The 20,468-nt window shown below is 52.2% G+C and carries 7 protein-coding genes; 1 reads left to right on the forward strand and 6 read right to left on the reverse strand.

All coding sequences use genetic code 11. The features are described from left to right. Positions 1–372: 372 nt before the first annotated feature. The 6 genes from GOW16_RS20975 to GOW16_RS21000 all read right to left on the reverse strand — a co-directional run bounded on the left by GOW16_RS20975 (position 373) and on the right by GOW16_RS21000 (position 16,290). Positions 373–1,857 (reverse strand): TolC family protein, encoded by a 1,485-nt coding sequence (locus tag GOW16_RS20975; RefSeq protein WP_170419296.1) that lies wholly within the window; start codon positions 1,855–1,857, stop codon positions 373–375. Next, entirely contained in the window at positions 1,854–3,203 is a 1,350-nt protein-coding gene (locus GOW16_RS20980) for an HlyD family type I secretion periplasmic adaptor subunit (RefSeq protein ID WP_170419298.1), read from the reverse strand. Before GOW16_RS20980 ends, GOW16_RS20975 begins: the two co-directional genes overlap by 4 nt. 19 nt (positions 3,204–3,222) lie before the next feature. Next, positions 3,223–5,424 (reverse strand): peptidase domain-containing ABC transporter, encoded by a 2,202-nt coding sequence (locus tag GOW16_RS20985; RefSeq protein ID WP_170419300.1) that lies wholly within the window; start codon positions 5,422–5,424, stop codon positions 3,223–3,225. A 209-nt stretch (positions 5,425–5,633) separates the two neighbouring features. Further along, positions 5,634–5,945, reverse strand: coding sequence for a hypothetical protein (locus GOW16_RS20990; protein WP_170419302.1), 312 nt, complete (start codon positions 5,943–5,945; stop codon positions 5,634–5,636). 1,017 nt (positions 5,946–6,962) lie between these two features. After that, complete coding sequence (locus GOW16_RS20995) at positions 6,963–7,442, reverse strand: toxin-activating lysine-acyltransferase (RefSeq protein WP_170419304.1); 480 nt, start codon at positions 7,440–7,442, stop codon at positions 6,963–6,965. A 103-nt stretch (positions 7,443–7,545) separates the two neighbouring features. Then, complete coding sequence (locus GOW16_RS21000; RefSeq protein WP_170419306.1) at positions 7,546–16,290, reverse strand: beta strand repeat-containing protein; 8,745 nt, start codon at positions 16,288–16,290, stop codon at positions 7,546–7,548. A 1,357-nt stretch (positions 16,291–17,647) separates the two neighbouring features. On the opposite strand from GOW16_RS21000, the gene GOW16_RS21005 reads away from it, so the two are divergent. Beyond that, positions 17,648–20,440 (forward strand): bifunctional aconitate hydratase 2/2-methylisocitrate dehydratase, encoded by a 2,793-nt coding sequence (locus tag GOW16_RS21005; protein ID WP_170419308.1) that lies wholly within the window; start codon positions 17,648–17,650, stop codon positions 20,438–20,440. The last annotated feature ends 28 nt before the right edge of the window (positions 20,441–20,468 follow it).

The raw sequence follows: 20,468 nt of genomic DNA on the forward strand, positions 1-20,468 counted from the left end.
GGACGTGAGCTAATGCAGCTTGCTTTCAGCCTGTCGAAGGACGCCTGGACATAAGTTCCACCGTAGATTTATCGTTGTTGAGCTCGAACTCAAAAAATGCAGCGGCTTCTCGTGGACACCTTTGATTGAACACCGGCTCATTCGGCGTTTTAGAATGGTTGCGACCAGACCGAGAGTTTTTCGGCGTACAACGATCGAAGAGGCGCGTTAACTCCGTCATTTTAGGAAATTTCTGAACGGTACAAACCCGCGATTTGTGCTGATCACTTCAGCCAGATCAATGCCAATGTCACTGTGATGAAACCCCGCATTACTCTGCGGGGAAACACTCTTGCCAGAGACCTGCGCGTAGCTGCACCTGGATCAAACCCATCACGCGCATTTCAAGCTGGGCTTCAAACTTGACCAATGCGAAGCTATCAAACGGGCAACATCCTTTTCCTGAAGATGAATCAGATCATTTGGGAACAGGTCTACGCCGATCGAACGCATCAGCCTCAGAACATCCGAATAGTATTGCGCTTGAGTTTCTTCATAAACGATCTGTGCGTTTATCGCTCTAACCTGATATTCGAATTGATTGAGCTCATCGCGAATGTCGAAAACGGTTCGCTGGTCCTGAATGTCCGAGATCTGTTTCCATAGCGACCGACGCTCTCGTTCCAGATTTACATTCGCCCGTGACAGTTTTGCCTGAACTTCCGCGATACGTACCTGCTCAATTACCGAAACCGCGACGGTGAGTTCTTCCACTTCGCGTAACGCTTCCCTTGTCGCGTTTTGCCTGCGGATGTTGGGCACGTGCAAAATGTTGATCAAGTTGTACGTGAAAGTCTCCGACAGCTCAAAGTATGAGTTGTTCACCAGAGAACTTTCGCTGTCATATTCCAGATTGGCGGCAAGCGAAAAGTCAGGCAGAATGCGGGCCAACGCGCGATAGGCATCCAACCTGCCGTTTCTTTCCCCATATGCGCTTTGCCGAACTTCTGGCCGGTTGAGCAACGCAAGGCGTTCAAGATTTTCAGTTTTTTGACATCCCACGTTGTCGGGCAGAAAATTGGATACCCGTTGTGAAAAACTCAACTGGTTCGGATTGACGAGGACAAGAGCGGCCAGACGCGCACGATCAGCAAGAAGTTCGGATTGCCAATCATGAAGTATGGCCCGCAATTCGATGATCCGGGTCTTGAACAGCAACGCATCCAGGGGGTCGATCAGGTCCTCCTGGCCATATTGATCGGCTGTAAGTGCGCTTTCTTCGATCTGGCGCAGAACAGTGCTGATATTGCTTAACTGACGGTCTGCGATGGCCGCCCTCATATACAGCTCGGCCGTTTCGGCAATAATTTCATTTGCTGTCCGGCGCCGCTCCTCCTCAAGGATCAGATGCGCATTTGCCTGTTGTTTTGCGCGAATATAAGCCTGACCCAGGCCCAGCACGGACCAGTTAACAGAAAGTGTCCGCGTCTGCCGCCGACGATCCGGGGGGGTGGTATCGTCTACATCACCGCCTTCGTTGTTGCGGTTCGCGTTTCGCAACCTCGCGTCCACATTTGGCGCGGTTCGAAGTATGAGTTCTTGCAGCGAAAGTTGCGAGAGCTCTGAAGTTAACCGATCCTGTCGAATTTCAAGGTTGGCAAGTAAGGCCCTGCCGAGAACATCATGAAAATCCAGTTTTACGCCCTTGGCTGGTGCACCGGCGAAAGCCGCATGGTGCAGTCGATCCGCATTCGATTGCAATTCTTCAGATGTCAGAAGTTTGGGTTCGATACTGCAGGATGCAAGCAGCAAAACGGTGCCGGCAACCAACAGTTTCGACCCAACGCCAAAACGGTTTTGGACGTGATGGAGTTTCATGGCTCGATAAAACTCTGCGAAAGGGTTCTTAGGATCGGGTAGGTCAGGAATGACATGATTGTTCGATCTCCTGTTTTGATGTTGGCCTCCAGGGTCATGCCGGGCTGCAACACGAACCCGGAGGGCATTTCGCGTAATTGGATGTCTTCGATTGTGGCCCAGCTGCGAAAGACCATTTCTTGCGCTCCGGTAAAGCTCTCGCGTTCGACATCCGGGCTGATCAAGGTGACGCTGCCATGCATCACGCCATGTTTTGTAAAAGGCAGCGCATCCAGTTTCAGGATGACCGGGGCACCGGGATCCACACGGGCGATGTCGGGCAAGCTGACGTCAAATACAGCCTGCAATTCACTGTCTGCCGGTATCAATTCCATCAGGGATTCGCCCGCCTGAACCAATGTCCCCTCGGCCTTGTTGGTCCGGTTGACGACAACGCCTTCAAATGGGGCTTTCAAATGGATGAACTCGTTATTCTGAACCGCTTTTCGATGTTGATTTCTCAGGTCGTCATACTTGCGGTGCGCCTCGACCATCTCTGTTCTCAACGAACTTTCGCGTTCGATCATGTACGCGCTGATTGCAGTCTGAATCTGCTCATTACGGCGTTGCAGCGATGCGATTTCGTGTTTGACATTGATCAGGACACGCTCACTGCTGACTGAGACTGCGGCTGCCTCGAGATACTCCAGACGCTTCGGCCCGTCGCGTTGAAACCGCTCTTGTTCCTTCTTAAACAGTTCTTCGCGCACCTTGGCCAATTGGTCCATCAGCTCATAATGCTCTTGCAAAACTGGCAGTTCCCTCTCTTTCTCTTTGATCTGCGAAGCAAGCTCTTCGGCTTCTTCCAAAAGGCGAGACAGGGATACTTCGTGCAGCTGCATGTTTGCCGCATAAGCGTTCTTTTCCAGCTCATGCACAGCTTTGTCATGCGAAAATCGTTCGGGCGTTTCACCGAATATCTCGGCCTCCAGCCGCAGAATCTCGGCCTCGACTTTCAGCAAATCGTGCTCGAGCTTTTGTATGTCGACCTCGGACGAGTCGTTTCTGACCGTCACCAGAGTCTCGCCCTTTTTGACGAAGTCGCCAATTTGAACTCTTAGATCAACAACGTACCCAGAGTTAAAAGCATGGATAGTTGAACGCGGCTGGACAGTCTCAACGATGCCGCGGGCAATGACCTGCGTGTCGACCTTTGCGACAGATAGCCAGACCCCGGCTCCCGCGACTGCCAACAACAAAAGCCAAATGGCCAGACGACGTGTCCAAGGGTTGGCTTCTCGCAACAGGCGTTCGTGTTCGGGAATGAAATTCTCGACCAACTTATCTGCTTTTTTCTCTTGCGACATTGTCAGATACCTGTGGTTTTCAACTAGTACTCAGTGTGTTGCGCGGTGATTGAAACCGATGAGCCGACGCCCAGAGAGTCCGGTAGGGCTCGCATCGCTGCATCAAAACGTCGTGGGTTGCAAAGTCCGCAACTTCGCCTTCATGCATCACCAGGACATAGTCCATCATCAGCATGGTCGGCATGCGATGAGATATATTGACGATGGTTTGGTGCCCGCGGTTCTCGAGGATTTGTGAAAGGATTTGCTCCTCCATATGCGCGTCGATCGCGCTCATGGCTTCGTCCAAAAGCATCAGCTTTGAAGGCCGCAGCAATGCGCGTGCGATGCAGATTCTTTGTTTTTGACCCCCGGATAGATTTGAGGCGTGCTCTTCCAGAACGGTGTCGTAACGATCAGGCAATGTGCGGATGAATTCATGCGCCTGAGCCTTCTGAGCCACTTCGATGATTTCTGTTCGCTCAGCGTGGCGATGACCGGCAGCAATGTTTTCCGCAATGGTCCCCTTGAACAGGAAATTGTCCTGCGAAACCGTTGCCAGCGAACGCCTAAGATACTGCAGGTCATATTCGCGAATGTTGAAGCCATCGATGCGAACGTAGCCACTTTGTGGAAGATCAAATCCCTGCAGCAGTTTGGCCAGAGTGCTTTTGCCCGACCCGCTCTGACCAACGATACCGACGACCGAGCCTGGCGGGATTCTAAAACTCACGTTCTTCAGAACGGGTGGCAGACCTTCATCATAGCTGTATTCAACATTCTCCATCGTGATTTCGCCGTTGATCGGAGGCGTCACACCCCCCTTGTGCAGCCGCTCGGGCGCTCGGTTGAGAACCGAGCCCAACATCTTCACCGAAATGGCGGTTTCCTGGTATTTACTGGTCAGCCCAACCAGCTGCACCAACGGTCCTGCGATCCGGCCTGACAGAATATTGAAGGCGATCAGGGTGCCGATCGTCATCTCGCCCGCCAATACAAACTGCGCACCCAGCCAGATGATCGTGAGCTGCATGAGTTTTTGTAAAAACCCACTGGTTTCCTGCAAAAATCCATTCAGAGTCGAAACGGACTTCTGCCTGAGTACTGCCTCGCTGGTCTTTTGCATCCATTTTTGGCGCTGCTCTTCTTCTAAGGCCAGGCTCTTGATTGTGCCTATCCCCATGACGGTTTCGACGATCATGGCCTGCCGTTCGCTTTCGGTTTGATAAAGCGCTGTCAGATGTTTTCGGTGTGGCCGCAAGGCAAGCACGACCTGAATCATCATCACTGCAGAGAAGGCCAAAACCAGTACGGTCAAGGACGAGCTTAACAGGAACAAAACCGGGAGGATCAGAACAACCGCCGACAGTTCGATCAGTGTGGCCAACAACCGACCCGTGACAAATTCCCTGATCGCGCTGGCTTCCTGCAACTTTTTGGCCAACGTTCCTGTAGCTGACCCTTCAAAAAAACTTACCGGCAAGTCCAGCAGACGTTTCGAAGACAGTTTAGCCATCAGAATGTCGAGTTTAACCGTGACATTCACCAGCATGAGTGTCCGCAGATAGCCAAGTAAACCTGCGATGCCGATCGCCGCGACGGCGAACATGAAAAGTGTATGGAGTGTCGAGTAGCCTTCATACCCGATGACCTTGTCGAAAACGATCATCGTGAATATGGCTGTTATGAAACCGACTAGATGAATGAAAACCGAGATCAATCCGATTTCGACAAATATCCCTTTGAATTTTCCGGCCTCCGAAAATATCCACCGAAGGTCAAAGGGCGCGTATGGGGTTTTGTCGTCCGTTCCCAGCCGCAGCAGTATGACGGTCCCATCCCATCGCTTGCGAAACTCTTTTTCGGGAATGCGCAGCAACTCAAGTGAGTCAGCCAGCGGGTCTTGCACAAGGGCGATCAGCCCCCCTTTGGTACTTTGCGGATCAGACACCAGGCCGGACAAGATGACATATTCACCGTTCTTGAGGTGAATTATGAAAGGCATTGTTCTGCCCATGCGCCGCAGGGCCGACCAACTGACGGACGATATCTCTGCATCCAGATAGTTGGCCTCGGCCGCCAATTGGATGTCACGCGCCGTACAGTCTTTGGAGCTAACCGGAGAGTGCTGGCGAATAATTGCGTCCCGAGAAAGTTCAGTTCCCAAAAAGCGCGCCACCAGAACCAGGCATTCTAACCCCGAGCTTGTTTGCGTCATTGCGAAGTTTTCAAGATCTTTCATGATGCAACCATACGTTCCACCTACCGCGAGCGGTTGATGTGACGTCTTTCTATGGGGTTAATGGCACTGCGACGTATCCGTCGCAGTGCAAGAGCCAATGACCGAAAGTTCCGTGAGTGGTATTTGGCCAAGTTTGGCTCAGCGAAAGCGATTCAGGAATTCGGTCCAGTCGGCGCTACGCGAAAACTGGACTCAGAGAGTCTTCCCGCTTACGCGTTAAAGTTGGGCGAGTTGTTTTGTAGGGGCTCCCCTGCCACAGCTACATTCTCTTCTTGGGCGTTAGCCTTGTTTCTTTGGATGACGCCGCGGGATTCCATTTCCTTGAACATTCGATCAAAGACTTCATAAGCGCGCAAAAAACCCTGGGGGGAAAGGACGAGGCGCAGGTTTTCTTCGACCGGCGGCGATTCAGGATCAGCTTGCGGGTCGACACCGAATGAAAAACAATCGATGCGCATGTTGCTGTTGATCATCGCAATATTCGAGATACCGTCGATGTAAACTTGTTGGGCTTCACTCACTTTAGGTCTCCTCCTTTTGAGTGGTTCCGTATCCATACTGCGATAATTGTGGCGTCCTCCTTTCCTCCAAAAGAGATCAGCCGTGATTAGTCGCAGCAAAATCTTGAGCAGGGTATCGTCTTCGACATTGCAAATTGTCCGCTTCGACAGGGACGAAGTTTCGGTTATTGTCGAGTTACCCCAATTAGGTCTTATCTATTCTCCTCACTTCGTTCTTTTTTGCGACTATTACAGTCCTAATTACAAATGAATCTAGAAATTACATTGTTTCCAATGTATTCAGATTTATTGGCAACCAGTTATGTCGCTTTTCCGCTTTCTTCTTCAGCACTCAACGGTCAGATCGGCAAAGCAGCGTACATTCGTTATTCGCCGATATAAGATTCCGCGCTTGGTATTCCGGTAGCGAAGTAGGAGTCATATTCGCGTATGTATCCGATTTTCGCCAACGTAGTTTATACTCCGGTGAAATTGACAAGAGGGTGTCGCAATCACATTTGTTAAAACTATTTAACCTTTTGGATATTCTCAGGTCAAATGGACAGATAGAAATTTACGCACACAACCGATCAATAATAAATCATGAAATCGTTATATAATATTACATACCGTTAAAAAATGTTTAAAATCAACAGGTAAATAATAATTATTGCTATGTTAACTGATGTTGAATTGAGAATTTGGACTTATTTTACTTACCAACTGGATTTAAATATAGCGAATAAAATTCACCCTACTTACCCGGAAATCGGAACAAGATTTCTACTGAAATCATTTTGAGACTAAAATTGAAATTAAATACACACATCCGTCAGCAGCCAGTAACAATGTTTCAAATAATTTCAGAGCCAATTATGTGACGGAAGTGAAAAAAATTCTTTAGATACCCGCTAAACGATAATCAGGTGACCTGCAATACTATTGAAAGGAGATCTTGCATAAGATTGAACAAAAACTCGATTCTCTTTCTGAGCGATTCTCATTCACACGTTCGGCAAATTGATTCGAAGATGCGCTTCATTTCTGCGACAGTTTTCGCTCTTCCCGCCGCTTCGAGCCATAGTAACGGGCCACCCGTTTTGACTGGCCGTCATCCATCCCAATTCGATGCAACTTTGCGTAAGAGACCGAGTGGAATAACTCCTGGTCGAGATGGGTTATGATTTCTCGGACACGCCCATAGGGAGCGATGAAGTCCATGAACCACAGATGCTCTCCGCAATTCCATTCATTTGGTTTGATGTCATCCGGGTCATTTGTGAGGCGAGCATCAACCTCTTCATTCACCCAGGCCCAGGTGACAAAGGACAGGGGCGCGTTTTCTCCTTGCATAAACAAACGTCCTTGACCGATCGACAGTGGGTAGAACAGGCGGCGCTCAATCTGCCTGTATCGCATAGCGCCATGAAGCCGGGACTGAGAGACCAGAAAACAGATTTGACCAATCTGTTTCATCCGCTCGGGGTTCGGCAGGTTTTGGTCCGGTTTTACATTCAAGTCAGTATGTTCCTATCTGCTGGTTCGACGTGATCCATCTTTAAGTTAGACCGGCGCAGAACATTTGTCCCGCGCCGGTCATTTTCACTGCTCGGTTTCTTGACTAGGCTGCGCTTGTCGCCGAGTTATCCGTCTTGTTGGCGATCACACCATCAACGGCGGTTTTGGCATCGTAGATCGTGTCGTAAACCTCGGCCACAACCGCGAATTCGCCTGTGGAAAGTTCGCGACCTGTCTCCGATGTCTCAGCATCCGCTGCTTCAACCGAGTTCAGCCAATTGAGCGTTTCCTGCAGGCCTTGTGCCAGAACACTCGCGCTGTCGAAGTCTGTGTGCTGCGAAGGCGCAGCCGAAGCGGCATTCGCCTTCAGTTCGGCGAATGTAAAGTTCGACGTGCTGTCATGGTCTTTGAGACGGAAGACATCGTTGTCACCAAGACCGTTTTGCAGGATTTTCCCGACCGACGCACCGTTCACGACGATATCAATCGTCGCATCCGAGTTGCTGAGTTTCAGGTTGTCGATGGTAAGGTCAGTTGTCAGGTCGGTTCTGGCCGTTTCGATGAAAATCGTGTTGACCTCGTCGCCCCGTGCGATGTCCTCCAAGCTCGATTCACCGGCTAGCCCCTCATTCAGACCGGACACATTGAACCTTTGGCTATCCAGTTCACCAAGGATATCGGTGCCCAGATGTTCGCCAATGACCAACTCGCCACTTCCAATCGTATAGATATAGCTGTCGTCTCCAGTTTGACCCAATGCGACCGTGCGACCAAAGCCTGAGAAGAAGACATCATCGCCTCCGCCACCTTGGCTTACGACACCGGTGCCATTGACAAGGAACTGTGATGGCCCCTTGAAGGTCTCGGCCCCAAGCAGCGACGAAACCTGTTCCAACGCACTGATAACTCCACCGATAGCATCGCCAAGAATGGTAATCCCTGCTTCGGCATAGGCTTCAAGTGTGCCGAGACCGAAGTTGAGGAAGTGGTCATTACCGGCACCACCAGATGTAAAGCCGTAACCGGCGCTCAGGAACGTATCGTTGCCGTCATTGCCGAAGGTGGCAAAACCAACACCCATATCGATCAGGTAGTCATCACCCAACCCACCGGTGGTAAAGCTGCCAGCGCCGAAGTTGACAAGGGCATCGTTGCCATCACCAAGCGACGTTGCGTTGAACACGCCACCGGTAATCACCAGATCTGCGTCCCCGCCGGCGATAATTAGATTGGCCAGACCCAGGGTAAAGATACTGTCTGTACCGCCCCCGGCGTCGACCCGGTTGGCAGCGCCAAGCGTGAAGATGATATCACTACCGTTGGCCTGACCTGTCGCGTCACCCAGAACTTCGTTCTTGATGCCGGCAATGACGCCAAAGTCAGAACCTGTTCCCAGTTTGACTTCGTTTTCGAAGCCAAGCGCAACGATGATGTCATCTGCAGCCTGTCCGGCGACTTCGTTCTTGTAGCCAATGACGAACGCAGTGTCGTTTCCGTAGCCAAGCTTGACGTCATTCTCCTGACCCGCCGAAAGCACAACATCACTACCCGAGAAGGTATTGAACGCTTCGTATTCATTCTTCTTACCAAGAAGAACTGCGGTGTTGTCCCCTGCGCTTGTGATTTTGTTTTCCTCACCAATAGTAATGAGGAAATCTGTACCACCACGAGCCGCAAGCCTGTTGGTTTTACCGATGGCCAGTGCAACGTTGTTACCGGTGCCCAGAATGCCCAGGTTTGTTTCACCAGCGAGGATCGCTATGTCGTCTTCGCTGCCGCCGTAGAACACGTTCTTCTTGCCGACCAGGAGTGCGGCGTCGTCCCCGCGACCGGTGTAGACGTGATTTTCCTCACCCACTGCCACCGCGATATCGCCGTAAACGGTTTCAGTGTCTCCGGTACCGTTATAGTCGGGATTAAGAGCTATTACGGATTCCTCTGCCTCTACGACTTGCGATTGCAGAAGAGAGAATTCATGGCTGTAGTCACCAATCCTTTCATCCCACTGAATTCCCGCAATATTGGGGATGTTCAGCGCAGGGATCGTGTAGCTGAGTGCCTCCAGCTTGACCTCGTCCCTGTTCACATGTTCGGACAGATCAAAATCCGGAACTTTTAAGCCCTCACTCGGGATATCGAATTCTGGCACTTGCAATCCAAACAGCTCTCGGCCCGACAGCGCCGTCTCAACGGCCTCCAGTCCTGACAGGTCCAACCCGTTCAGGTGGAACTCTGGCAAAGTAAGATCAGGCAAGCTGACCGTCGGCAATTCGATCAGGGACACGTCACTCTTGTAGACATCGACCCCTGTGATCTCAGTAACCGGCGCACCGCCTGACTGGCTTTCCACGCTGATGGATCCGCCGTCTTCTGCACGGAACCGGAATTTCGCCGTCTGCTCTTCGTTTGCGGCGGTGGGATCGATCCTGCCGATCTCCTGCTTGCCGCGTTCATCCGTGTAGTAGACGATAATGTCATCTGCTTCTGTACCCGCAACGCTGGATGCAAGGTACGAAACCTGAACCTCATAGGTCTTGTCATTGGTGAGGTTCAAAGCAACATCGGTTTGCGTGCCGTTGATCGACAGAGTGTTGTGCGTTGCCACTGGTGTGCCCGAGAATGGAACAGCAACGGATCCTTCGATCGATCCGGAAACAACATCGCCAGCCTGCACATCCACCGAGAAGTCATACTCAACGCCGGTACGGTCGATATTGAGCTCATCCTGCGAGTCCAGCGACGTGTCCAACAGGTTATAGTTGCCTTGTGTCGCAGCGGTGAAGGAACCAGAATCCTCAAAACCGGTGTTTGTGCCGCTTACATCTACAGACCCATCTGCGTCGCCGACACCAAAGTTGGTTTCCGCCAGCGTGTAACCTTCGACGCCATAGTCTTCCCCTTCCTGCCAGAAGGTCAGATCTGTTTCGGTACCAAAGATCGTACCTGCATTACCGTCAGAGCTGTTGGCCCCAAGGAAGTCCCGGCCAAACGAGTTTGCAGCGCCGAAGTGATTGTTGCTGATATTCGTCTGTTGTTCGATTTGAACCCCGGCCTGATCAACCTGCAGGTTGAAAGCTGTGATGTCCGGGATGGAGATCGACGGGAACGATTGACCAGGCAACTGTAGCTCTGGTGTCGAGATTGTTGGCAACGAAATCTCGGGCAGGCCGTAGTTTCCAAGTTCACCATACTGATACTCAGGGGCACCTCTCAATTCCGGAATTGACGGGATCGGAAGATCATACTGGTCCAGAGTCAATGTCGGGAATTCATAGTCCGGGACATCCGGATCAGAGAACTCAATATCCGGGAAGAAGGCAGAGATATCAGCAAAGGGAGTTGCCGAAACCGAGAACTGGTCTCCGTCTTTGAGCTTAAGATCTGAAACCGGATTGAAATCGTCTTCTCCCAGCAGGCTCTTCACCTGGATCAGGCTGAATTCCAATTCGTTGTCAGTGACGATAAAGTTGAATTTCCCGGCTGCCAGAACCAAATCGCTGCCTGTGCCGCCGAAGACGACATTTGTTTCACCGATCACCCCAACAATGTCATCACCAGACCCGGAAAAGACAATGTTGTTTTGACCAATAGCTAAGCCGATATCCCGACCACCCTCATAGAGGGCAAGATTGTGCTTACCTACTAACAGTGAAATGTCGTCGCCTGCTCCTGCCGCGAGGAAGTTGTATTCGCCGCCCAGGATGGCGATGTCATGATCGTTGCCAGTCAGGGCTGCGTTGTAGCGACCGATGAGAATGACGTTATCGCGCCCGGCGCCCGTGATGGCGACATTGCCGGTTGGCAGCTCAACGCCAGTGATCGCCTGAATGATCAGGCTGACCGTCGGCACAGCAATAGAAACAACGGTGTCATCACCGGTTCCCGTCAGGACAAAGTTGCGCTCGCCACCGATAAAGACCCGGTTTTCGCCGCCGCCGTAGAAACCGATGTTGTCGGTTCCCAGTTGGAACGAAACATCGTTACCGGCACCCGTCAGAGCGAAGTTGAGCAACCCGCCCAGCACAAGGAAGTTGTCGCCGTCACCGGCATTGACAAAGTTGCCCGCCCCGAGACCAACAAAGAAGTCATTTCCGCTCGCGCCCTGAATGACGTTGGTTTTGCCAAATGCGATCGCAATGTTGTTGCCGCCACCCAGCAGCAAGAAGTTCTGGGTACCAAAGACGAGAACATCATCTACGCCACCTGCACCAATAATGACGTTCCCAACAAGACCCGTTACGTTGTTTACACCTGGCGGCACGAAAAAGCTGGGCGCAAATCCAGTTACCCGGTTTGAACCGTCGCCCAGAATGAAGAGGTTGTCATCCCCGATGAAATGCACCTCATCGTTGCCATTCCCGCCCCATACGGCGTTCTGAGCCCCGATCAGTTGCAATTTGTTGTTGCCGTCACCCGCAACCACACCATTCGCCAAACCATAGGCCACGATGTAATCATCGCCCGAACCGGCCTGGATGATGTTCGCGCCGCCATAGGATTTCACGACATTGTCGCCATTGCCCGCGATGATGACGTTGCCCAGATTACCTAGGCCACTCAGCAGGTTGGTGAAGGAGGAACCAAGGTTCTCTTCGCCATAAATAGTTCCATCATCTGTGCCAAACGCACCGCGGACGAAATCATCCTCGCTGTTGTTGGCGGCAGTAACGGCGGCGGCGGTACCGATACCCAGCAGGCTACCCGCACGAATTCTGTCATCTCCGGAGCCTGAAACTATCAGGTTCCCGGTGCCGTAGGCCTCAATCTCGTTGCCTGGTTCAACAACATCGTTTTGGCCACGCAATTCCGCGACTACCAACGGACCATCGTGAATTGCTTCGATCTGAGACTCAGACAGAACCCGGTCATAGACAGCGAAGTCGGAAACCTGACCATCAAATGCTGCGTCATTTTCCCAGTTGCTGCGACCAACATAGTTGTTCGCGCGCACCCGTTCGGCCACATCGCCATGCAAAGTTGCGGAACCCGCCAACTCGCCATCCAGATACAAGCGAAGTTCATTGGCCTGATCATCAACCACAGCCGCAAAGTCAAATTCTTCACCCTGCTGGATGACGTTTTCGACAGTGACTGCAGTGCCACCAATGCCGCTTTCGGTAAACTGGAACGTGAGATTATTAGACGTTCCTTGGCGGGCGAGAAGGATATTGCCGCCGGCTACGTCGGTATTCGTGGTTCGGTTACCGCCAAAGTCGAAGATGCGCTCATAGCTGTTGTTACCATCGAACCGGGCTTTGCCTGTGATCGTGAGCTGACCACCTGTGGTGAAGTCACCGAGATCATTATGTGAACCGCCGCTGAAGTTTTGCGTGCCATCGTATCCGGCAATCGATTCAGCGCCGTTTAGTACGTTCGCCGAGTTGGTCGCGACGCTTCCGCGCAGCGCCTGTGCCTCATCCAGCGTAACGGCCTCATTCAGGACTTGGAAATTCTCGACAGCTCCGTGGAAGGACGCGTCATTTTCCCAGTTGCTACGTCCCACATAATTGTTGTTGCGGATTTGCTGGGATACGTCACCATGAAGGGCCGCTGTGCCAGAGAGTTCGCCATTCAGGTAGAGACGTAATTCATCGCTGTCATTGTCAACAACCGCGGCAAAGTCGATTTTTTCACCATGCTGAATAGCGTTAGCAGCAACGATTTCAGTATAGCCGCTGCTCCCCTCATTGAAGGCAAACACCAAGTTGTTGCTGGTACCTTGTCTAGCCAGAACCAAGTTTCCGCCTTCGGGATCCGCGTTGCCAGAGCGATTGCCACCAAAGTCAAAAATCCGTTCCCAGTTGTTGCTGCCATCGAACCGGGCCGTACCCGCAATGGTCATCTGTCCACCGGATTCAAAGTTACCGAGATCTGCGTAGGCGCCCGATCCGTCAAAGACTGCTTGTCCGGACGACAGCAGCCCAACAGGTACCTGTCCCTCGGCCAGCAACTCGGCTACTACAGCCGGACCAGACGCAAGTTCCGTGCGCAACGATTGGGCTTGCGCCAAATCAGCAGCTTCGTTCAGCACTTGGAAATTTTGAATTGATCCTTCGAACGCCTCATCCGGATCCCAGTTGCTGCGACCGACATAGTTGTTGGCGCGCACACGTTCGGCCACATCGCCATGCAGCGTTTCTGATCCTGCAAGCTCACCATTGAGGTAAAGGCGGAGTTCATTTGCTTGATCGTCGATTACAGCCGAAAAATCAAATTCGGTGCCTTGCTCAATGTAGTCTGAGATCGTGATCTTCGTGCTGCCAGCGCCGCCTTCGTTGAACTCAAACCTAAGATCGTTTGTGTTGCCGACACGGGTCAAAAGGATGTTTCCACCTTCGGTATCTGTGTTGGTTGTTCGGTTACCACCGAAGTCAAATACCCGTTCCCAATTGTTGACGCCGTCGAACCGGGCCGTCCCTGCTATGGTCATCTGACCACCAGAGGTAAAATCGCCCAGATCGGAGTACTCGCCGCTGCCATCGTATTCCGTTGCGATTGCTGCCGAGTGAATCGTGTTCTCTGGCGCACGCAGTGCGATGACTTCCTGCACGCGAACGTTGTCGATCAGACCGCCAAAGCCGGGGTTGTCTCCAACCGCGCGCAGCTCCAGGCGCGATGTGTCACCTACATCTCCGGAAATACGGAACGTGTATGTGGTCCAGTCTGTACCGTTGTTGAGGGTCCCCAGACGCTCACCGGCCCAATAAACTTCGACGGCCTGGTGTTCGGGGTTGGATGCGCTTCTTAGCCGGTAATCAATGGCTACTTCGTAAACGCTGTTTTGGCGTGTGCCAATGTCTTGATAAATTGCTGTGTTTTCGCCGTTTGCTGCGAGTTCAATAAATGTGCGGCCCGAGGAGGTTTCTACGCCACCCAGACCATCTGTATGAAACTCGGTCACGGTGCTTTGCGCTACAGTCCAGCCGTCGGGCGTACCAAACGAGAACCCGCCTTCGGGTCGCGCGTGTGCACCGGCTTCGAAGCTGCCGTTCGCTACCAGATTTGCGCCCAGATCGTCGATTGTCGGGACATGGCGCTGCGTATTGTCCGTCACGCCGCCATTGCCGGTCATGATGATGTTGGCACCGCCAGCTGCATAGATCTTGTTGCGACCATCACCCGCCAATACGATGTTCAGACCGCCCAGTGCGTCGATGTCGTTGTTGCCGTTGCCTGTCAGAACAATATTCGCACCGCCATAGGCATCAATGAAGTTATTGCCGTGACCAGAAAGAATGGTGTTCGATCCACCGTACGATCCAATCACATTGTCGCCGTAACCGGCTTGAACCACGTTCAGCGCGCCTCCAACGGTCACATTATTGTGGCCGTGACCTGCTGAGACGATGTTGACGCCACCAAAGGCATGAATCAGGTCGTTGCCGTTTCCACTGTCGATAGATTGCCCGCCTGCTCCGATCGAAAAGATCGAGTCGTTGCCCGAACCTGTCGTTGCATTCACACCGAATCCGCGTGCGTCGATTATGTTGTCTCCATTGCCTGCGTCGATGCTCGCACCCAAAACTTTGACGAAGATCGAGTCGTCACCGTCACCGACATTCACCGATCCACCCAATGCGCGCAGATCGACATAGTTGTCGCCTTCGCCCAGATCAAGCAGCCCAACGCCAGCCCCGACATAGGCATAGTCATCACCCGAGCCCGCCGTCAGTGAGGCACCTGCAGCCTCAATATCGAAGAGGTTTTCACCCGAACCTGCGTTTACAGTTGCCCCAACCGCGCGCACGCGTATCGTGTCGTCACCGCCATTGGTATTGATGTTCGCACCAACCACATCAATGTTGACTGTGTCATCGCCATCTCCAACATTTACAACGGCAATACCGCCCGTGAAATTCACCGTGTTGTCGCCGTGTCCCAGCGAGACAACACCACCAGCACCTGCAAAGATGTTTGCTGTGTCGTTGCCATTGCCTGCAGTGATACTTGCACCCGCGGCGCGTACGTTGATCGTGTTGTTGCCTTCCCGGGCATTGATGTTCACACCGATGACATTTGCATTGATCGTGTCATGACCATCGCCAACCTGAATGTCGGCAACTGCACCCGTGAAATTGACGGTGTTGTTGCCGTGCCCGGCATTTACAGCGCCACCTCCCGCTGCATGAACATTTATGATGTCATGACCGTTCCCGGCAGTAATATTTGCCCCAAGTGCGCCAAGTTCGATCCTGTTGTTGCCGTGCCCGGCATTTACGTTCACCCCTACCACGTTGGCATAAATTACGTCGTTGCCACCACCCAACTGGATGTTGCCGCCTAATGCATTGAAGTGAATATAGTTTGTGCCATGATGATCGGTCAGATTGGCACCCGCAGCATATATTCTGTAGGTGTCATCTCCATAGCCACCATCTACGTGCCCGGCAACGGCGTTTAGATGGATTTGATCGTTGCCGGAACCCCCATGTACTTCACCAATTGCAGAGGTGACATGGATGTTGTCGTTGCCACCTCCGGCATTGACATAGGTGTGCAATCCGCCTGCTCTAATTGTGTCGTGCCCATTTCCGGTAACGGCCCGTGAGTTTGCGCCATTTACGACAACATTGTTGTTTCCATGCCCTGCATCCACATGCGCACGGAAAACACCAAGGCTCTCGATATGGTCATTGCCGCCACCGGTTCTGATGTTGGCAAATGAAGATGATTGAACCGTTATGTGTCTACCCGACGTAGTACCGAACCAATTTTCTGTAACGGTTATTTCCCCCAGGACACCGCCCACGATCGTCTTGTGGCCCTGCCCAAGAGTAACATGGATATTTGACCCGCTATGAATTCGGTAAATGTCGTTTCCGGAGTCGGCTTCGACCGTCAGGTTCACGGCACCAAGATTGGCTTCGTCATTGCCATCGCCTAAATTTACCTTTGCGTAGGTGACAGCCTTGTTATGGATTTCGAGCCGGTCGTTTCCTCTGCCAAGATTGGCATCAAATTATTCGTTGTGTGGGTCTTGAGATCATCATCACCATCCCACAAATAGATCTCGTGATTGATCCCATTTATTTCCAATTCGTCGCGGCTACTCGTTCCATCCCAACGGCCTTCGTGATTGGCACCCACAGCATATTCTCCTTGTCGCCTTGTTAATTGACTCTACAATTTCAGTAGATTTTTGGTTAATTGATTTTGAGCGTGCATTACCCAGCCAAGATATGTCCAGATGGTGTTTTTCTTCGATCCAGAGGTTTTTTCACTAAATTTCAATTGACACTTTTCAGAAAATATGTCGCCGCAAAGCCCGACAGTTGAGCGCTGGAAAGCCGGATCATCAACTCGTTTTTTACCGCGCCTCTCACATTATTTGTCAGCAATACGGATACTTTTCAAATAGTTGATGTCAGATCGATGCTCCTGAAGCAGATCGGCTTGAAGACCGCCGTGAAATTATATTCAACTATCGCAATTACATTTACGCAGCCCAATCTCCCGCAATTGTCTATTTAATTTGTGAGAGAAAATAAAAAATCACAAATCTGTGTTGCAAAAAAAACTAATTCAATTATCGTTATACAACGGTTTTCCAATTAATTTACTCGACGCCATCCCAATGCAGAATAATATAGGAATAAGTCCTTCGTCAGTAGTTTTGGGGGTCGTTGGCTGCGTGAATTAGGCTCATGAGCCAAAACCAGTAATTGACGATAGCAGCGAGTGCGATTGCTTACAGGAATGTCATTGAACAGCGTTCGTATCGAGTTGCAATTTGCCACCAGTTTCTCACTCAGCCGAGCATGGTCTCAATCACTGCCCCGCAGTGCATTGTGCAGCAATGTCACGAGAGAGACGGTTGCGACGTTTGTAGCGTCGCTTGTCTTATCGAACAGGCTTCTTTCACTGCAACGTTACGACAGACCATTCTCCACCCTCTTCCAAACCACTTTACCGAGGGCCGTAGTAATGGCTGATCGAGTCCGTAATTCTGTTCTTGCTCGGAGTTGGACCGTATCGCCTGCGTAGACGGCACCCTGCTGGCTCCTGCCTTCCTAGCACCTGCCACGATATCAATCACAACGGACCAACAAAAAGTCACCTGAGTTCAGCGATGAACCAAACCACTTAAATTTTAATACGCATCTTGAATCCCCGGCAGCAACTGTATACCGATGCATACAAAAGCGATCAAGCGGGTTGCCTGAGACCTCTCTATAGCAGCAGATTCACACAAAGCGGAAACAGCCATGAGCCAGTATTCAGATTACTTGGATGAAATTGAAACGCGTAAAGAACAAGGGCTTAGCCCCAAACCCATCGACGATGGTGCGCTGGTCGAAGAAATCATCGAACAAATCAAGGATACCGGTCATCCACATCGCACAGATTCGCTGCACTATCTGATCTACAACACGCTGCCCGGCACAACCAGCGCTGCGGGTGAGAAGGCAAAGTTCTTGAAGGCTATTATCATCGGCGAAGTGACTGTCGAAGAAATCTCGCCCGAATTCGCATTCGAATTGTTGTCGCACATGAAGGGCGGCCCGTCGGTTGAAGTGCTGCTGGATGTTGCTTTGGGCGACAAACAGGATATCGCAGTTCAGGCTGGCGAAGTCCTGAAAACTCAGGTCTTCCTGTACGAAGCTGACACGGACCGCCTGAAAGCAGCCTATGATGCGGGCAACAAAATCGCGGCAGACATCCTTGAGAGTTATTCACAGGCGGAATTTTTCACAAAGCTGCCCGACGTAGACGAAGAAATCAAAGTCGTCACCTATATCGCGGCCGAGGGTGACATTTCCACCGACCTTCTGTCACCGGGCAATCAGGCGCATTCGCGGTCAGACCGTGAGTTGCACGGCAAATGCCTGATCTCGGAAGCCGCACAAAAAGAAATCGAAGCGCTGAAGCTGCAGCACCCCGACAAGCGCGTGATGTTGGTTGCCGAGAAAGGCACCATGGGTGTTGGGTCGTCGCGGATGTCGGGTGTTAACAACGTGGCGCTTTGGACTGGCAAACAAGCCAGCCCCTACGTGCCCTTCGTCAATTTTGCACCGGTCGTGGCGGGCACCAACGGCATTTCGCCGATCTTCCTGACAACCGTCGGCGTCACCGGCGGGATTGGTATCGACCTGAAGAACTGGGTCAAGAAAGTGGACGAGGATGGCAAAGCAATCCTCAACAACGACGGCAACCCGATCCTTGAGCAGCACTATTCTGTCGAAACGGGCACCGTGCTGACCATCAACACGAAAGAGAAAAAGCTCTACAGCGCTGATGGCAGTGAGGACCTGGTCGACATGGCAGGCTCTTTCACGCCGCAAAAGATGGAGTTCATGAAGGCTGGTGGATCCTATGCCATCGTCTTTGGCAAGAAGCTGCAGACATTTGCGTGCGAGGCTCTGGGCGTCGAACTTAAATCAGCTTTCGCCCCGTCGAAAGAAATCAGTCACGAAGGTCAGGGCCTGACAGCGGTTGAAAAGATCTTCAACGCCAATGCCCGCGGAACAACGCCTGGCAAAACTCTGCATGCGGGCTCGGACGTACGCGTCAAGGTCAACATCGTGGGATCGCAGGATACCACGGGTCTGATGACAAGCCAGGAACTTGAGGCGATGGCCGCCACAGTTCTGTCGCCCAGCGTAGACGGCGCGTATCAGTCCGGCTGTCACACGGCATCGGTATGGGATCTCAAGGCGCAGGCCAACACACCGCGTCTGATGGCGTTCATGCACAAATTTGGCCTGATCACCGCGCGGGACCCTAAAGGGGTTTACCACTCGATGACGGACGTCATCCACAAGGTGCTGAATGACATCACTGTGGACGATTGGGCCATCATTATCGGGGGTGACAGTCACACGCGGATGTCCAAAGGCGTGGCCTTTGGTGCGGACTCGGGCACGGTTGCACTGGCGCTGGCAACGGGAGAGGCAACAATGCCGATCCCTGAATCCGTCAAAGTGACGTTCAAAGGCGAAATGGCCCCGCACATGGATTTCCGCGACGTGGTCCATGCCACGCAGGCGCAGATGCTGGCACAGCACGGTGACAACGTATTCCAGGGACGGATTATCGAAGTGCACATTGGGACGCTTTTGGCGGACCAAGCCTTTACCTTCACCGACTGGACGGCCGAGATGAAGGCCAAGGCGTCGATCTGCATCTCCAACAATGACACGCTGATTGAATCGCTGGAAATTGCCAAGTCTCGTATCAAGATCATGATCGAGAAGGGCATGGATAACGATATCCAGATGTTACAAGGTCTGATCGACATCGCCGACAAGCGCATCACCGAAATTCGTTCGGGCGAGAAGCCTGCGCTGCGTCCTGACGACAATGCCAAGTATTTCGCCGAAGTCGTCGTGGATCTGGACCAGATCGTCGAACCGATGATCGCCGACCCGGACGTGCACAACGCCGATGTGTCGAAACGCTACACGCATGACACAATTCGCCCCATCTCGTACTACGCGGCGGAAAAGAAAGTGGACCTGGGCTTTGTTGGGTCCTGCATGGTGCACAAGGGCGACATCAAGATCGTGGCGCAAATGCTGCGCAACCTCGAAGAGGAATTCGGCAAGGTTGAGTTCAAAGCTCCGCTTGTTGTTGCCGCGCCGACCTACAACATCGTTGATGAGCTGAAAGAAGAAGGCGACTGGGCAATTCTGCAGAAATACTCAGGCTTTGAGTTCGATGACCTTTTCCCAAAGCAAACCGCACGGACCGAGTACGAGAATATCCTCTATCTTGAGCGCCCAGGCTGCAATCTTTGCATGGGTAACCAGGAAAAAGCCGCCAAAGGTGACACCGTCCTGGCCACGTCCACCCGTTTGTTCCAGGGCCGTGTCGTGGCGGACAGCGCGACAAAGAAGGGTGAATCCCTTCTGGGTTCGACCCCGGTTGTTGTTTTGTCAGCCATTCTGGGTCGCACACCGACGCTGGAAGAATACAAGGTGGCGGTCGACGGCATCGACCTGACCAAGTTCGCCCCGCCGATGGAAGCACCCGGTACATCCCGCTCGGTGCATTTCTAAAACAAGTAAGGGCGCGGCGAGTTTCGTC

Source organism: Ruegeria atlantica, assembly GCF_013033965.1.
GTDB classification, from domain to species: Bacteria; Pseudomonadota; Alphaproteobacteria; order Rhodobacterales; family Rhodobacteraceae; genus Ruegeria; species Ruegeria atlantica_D.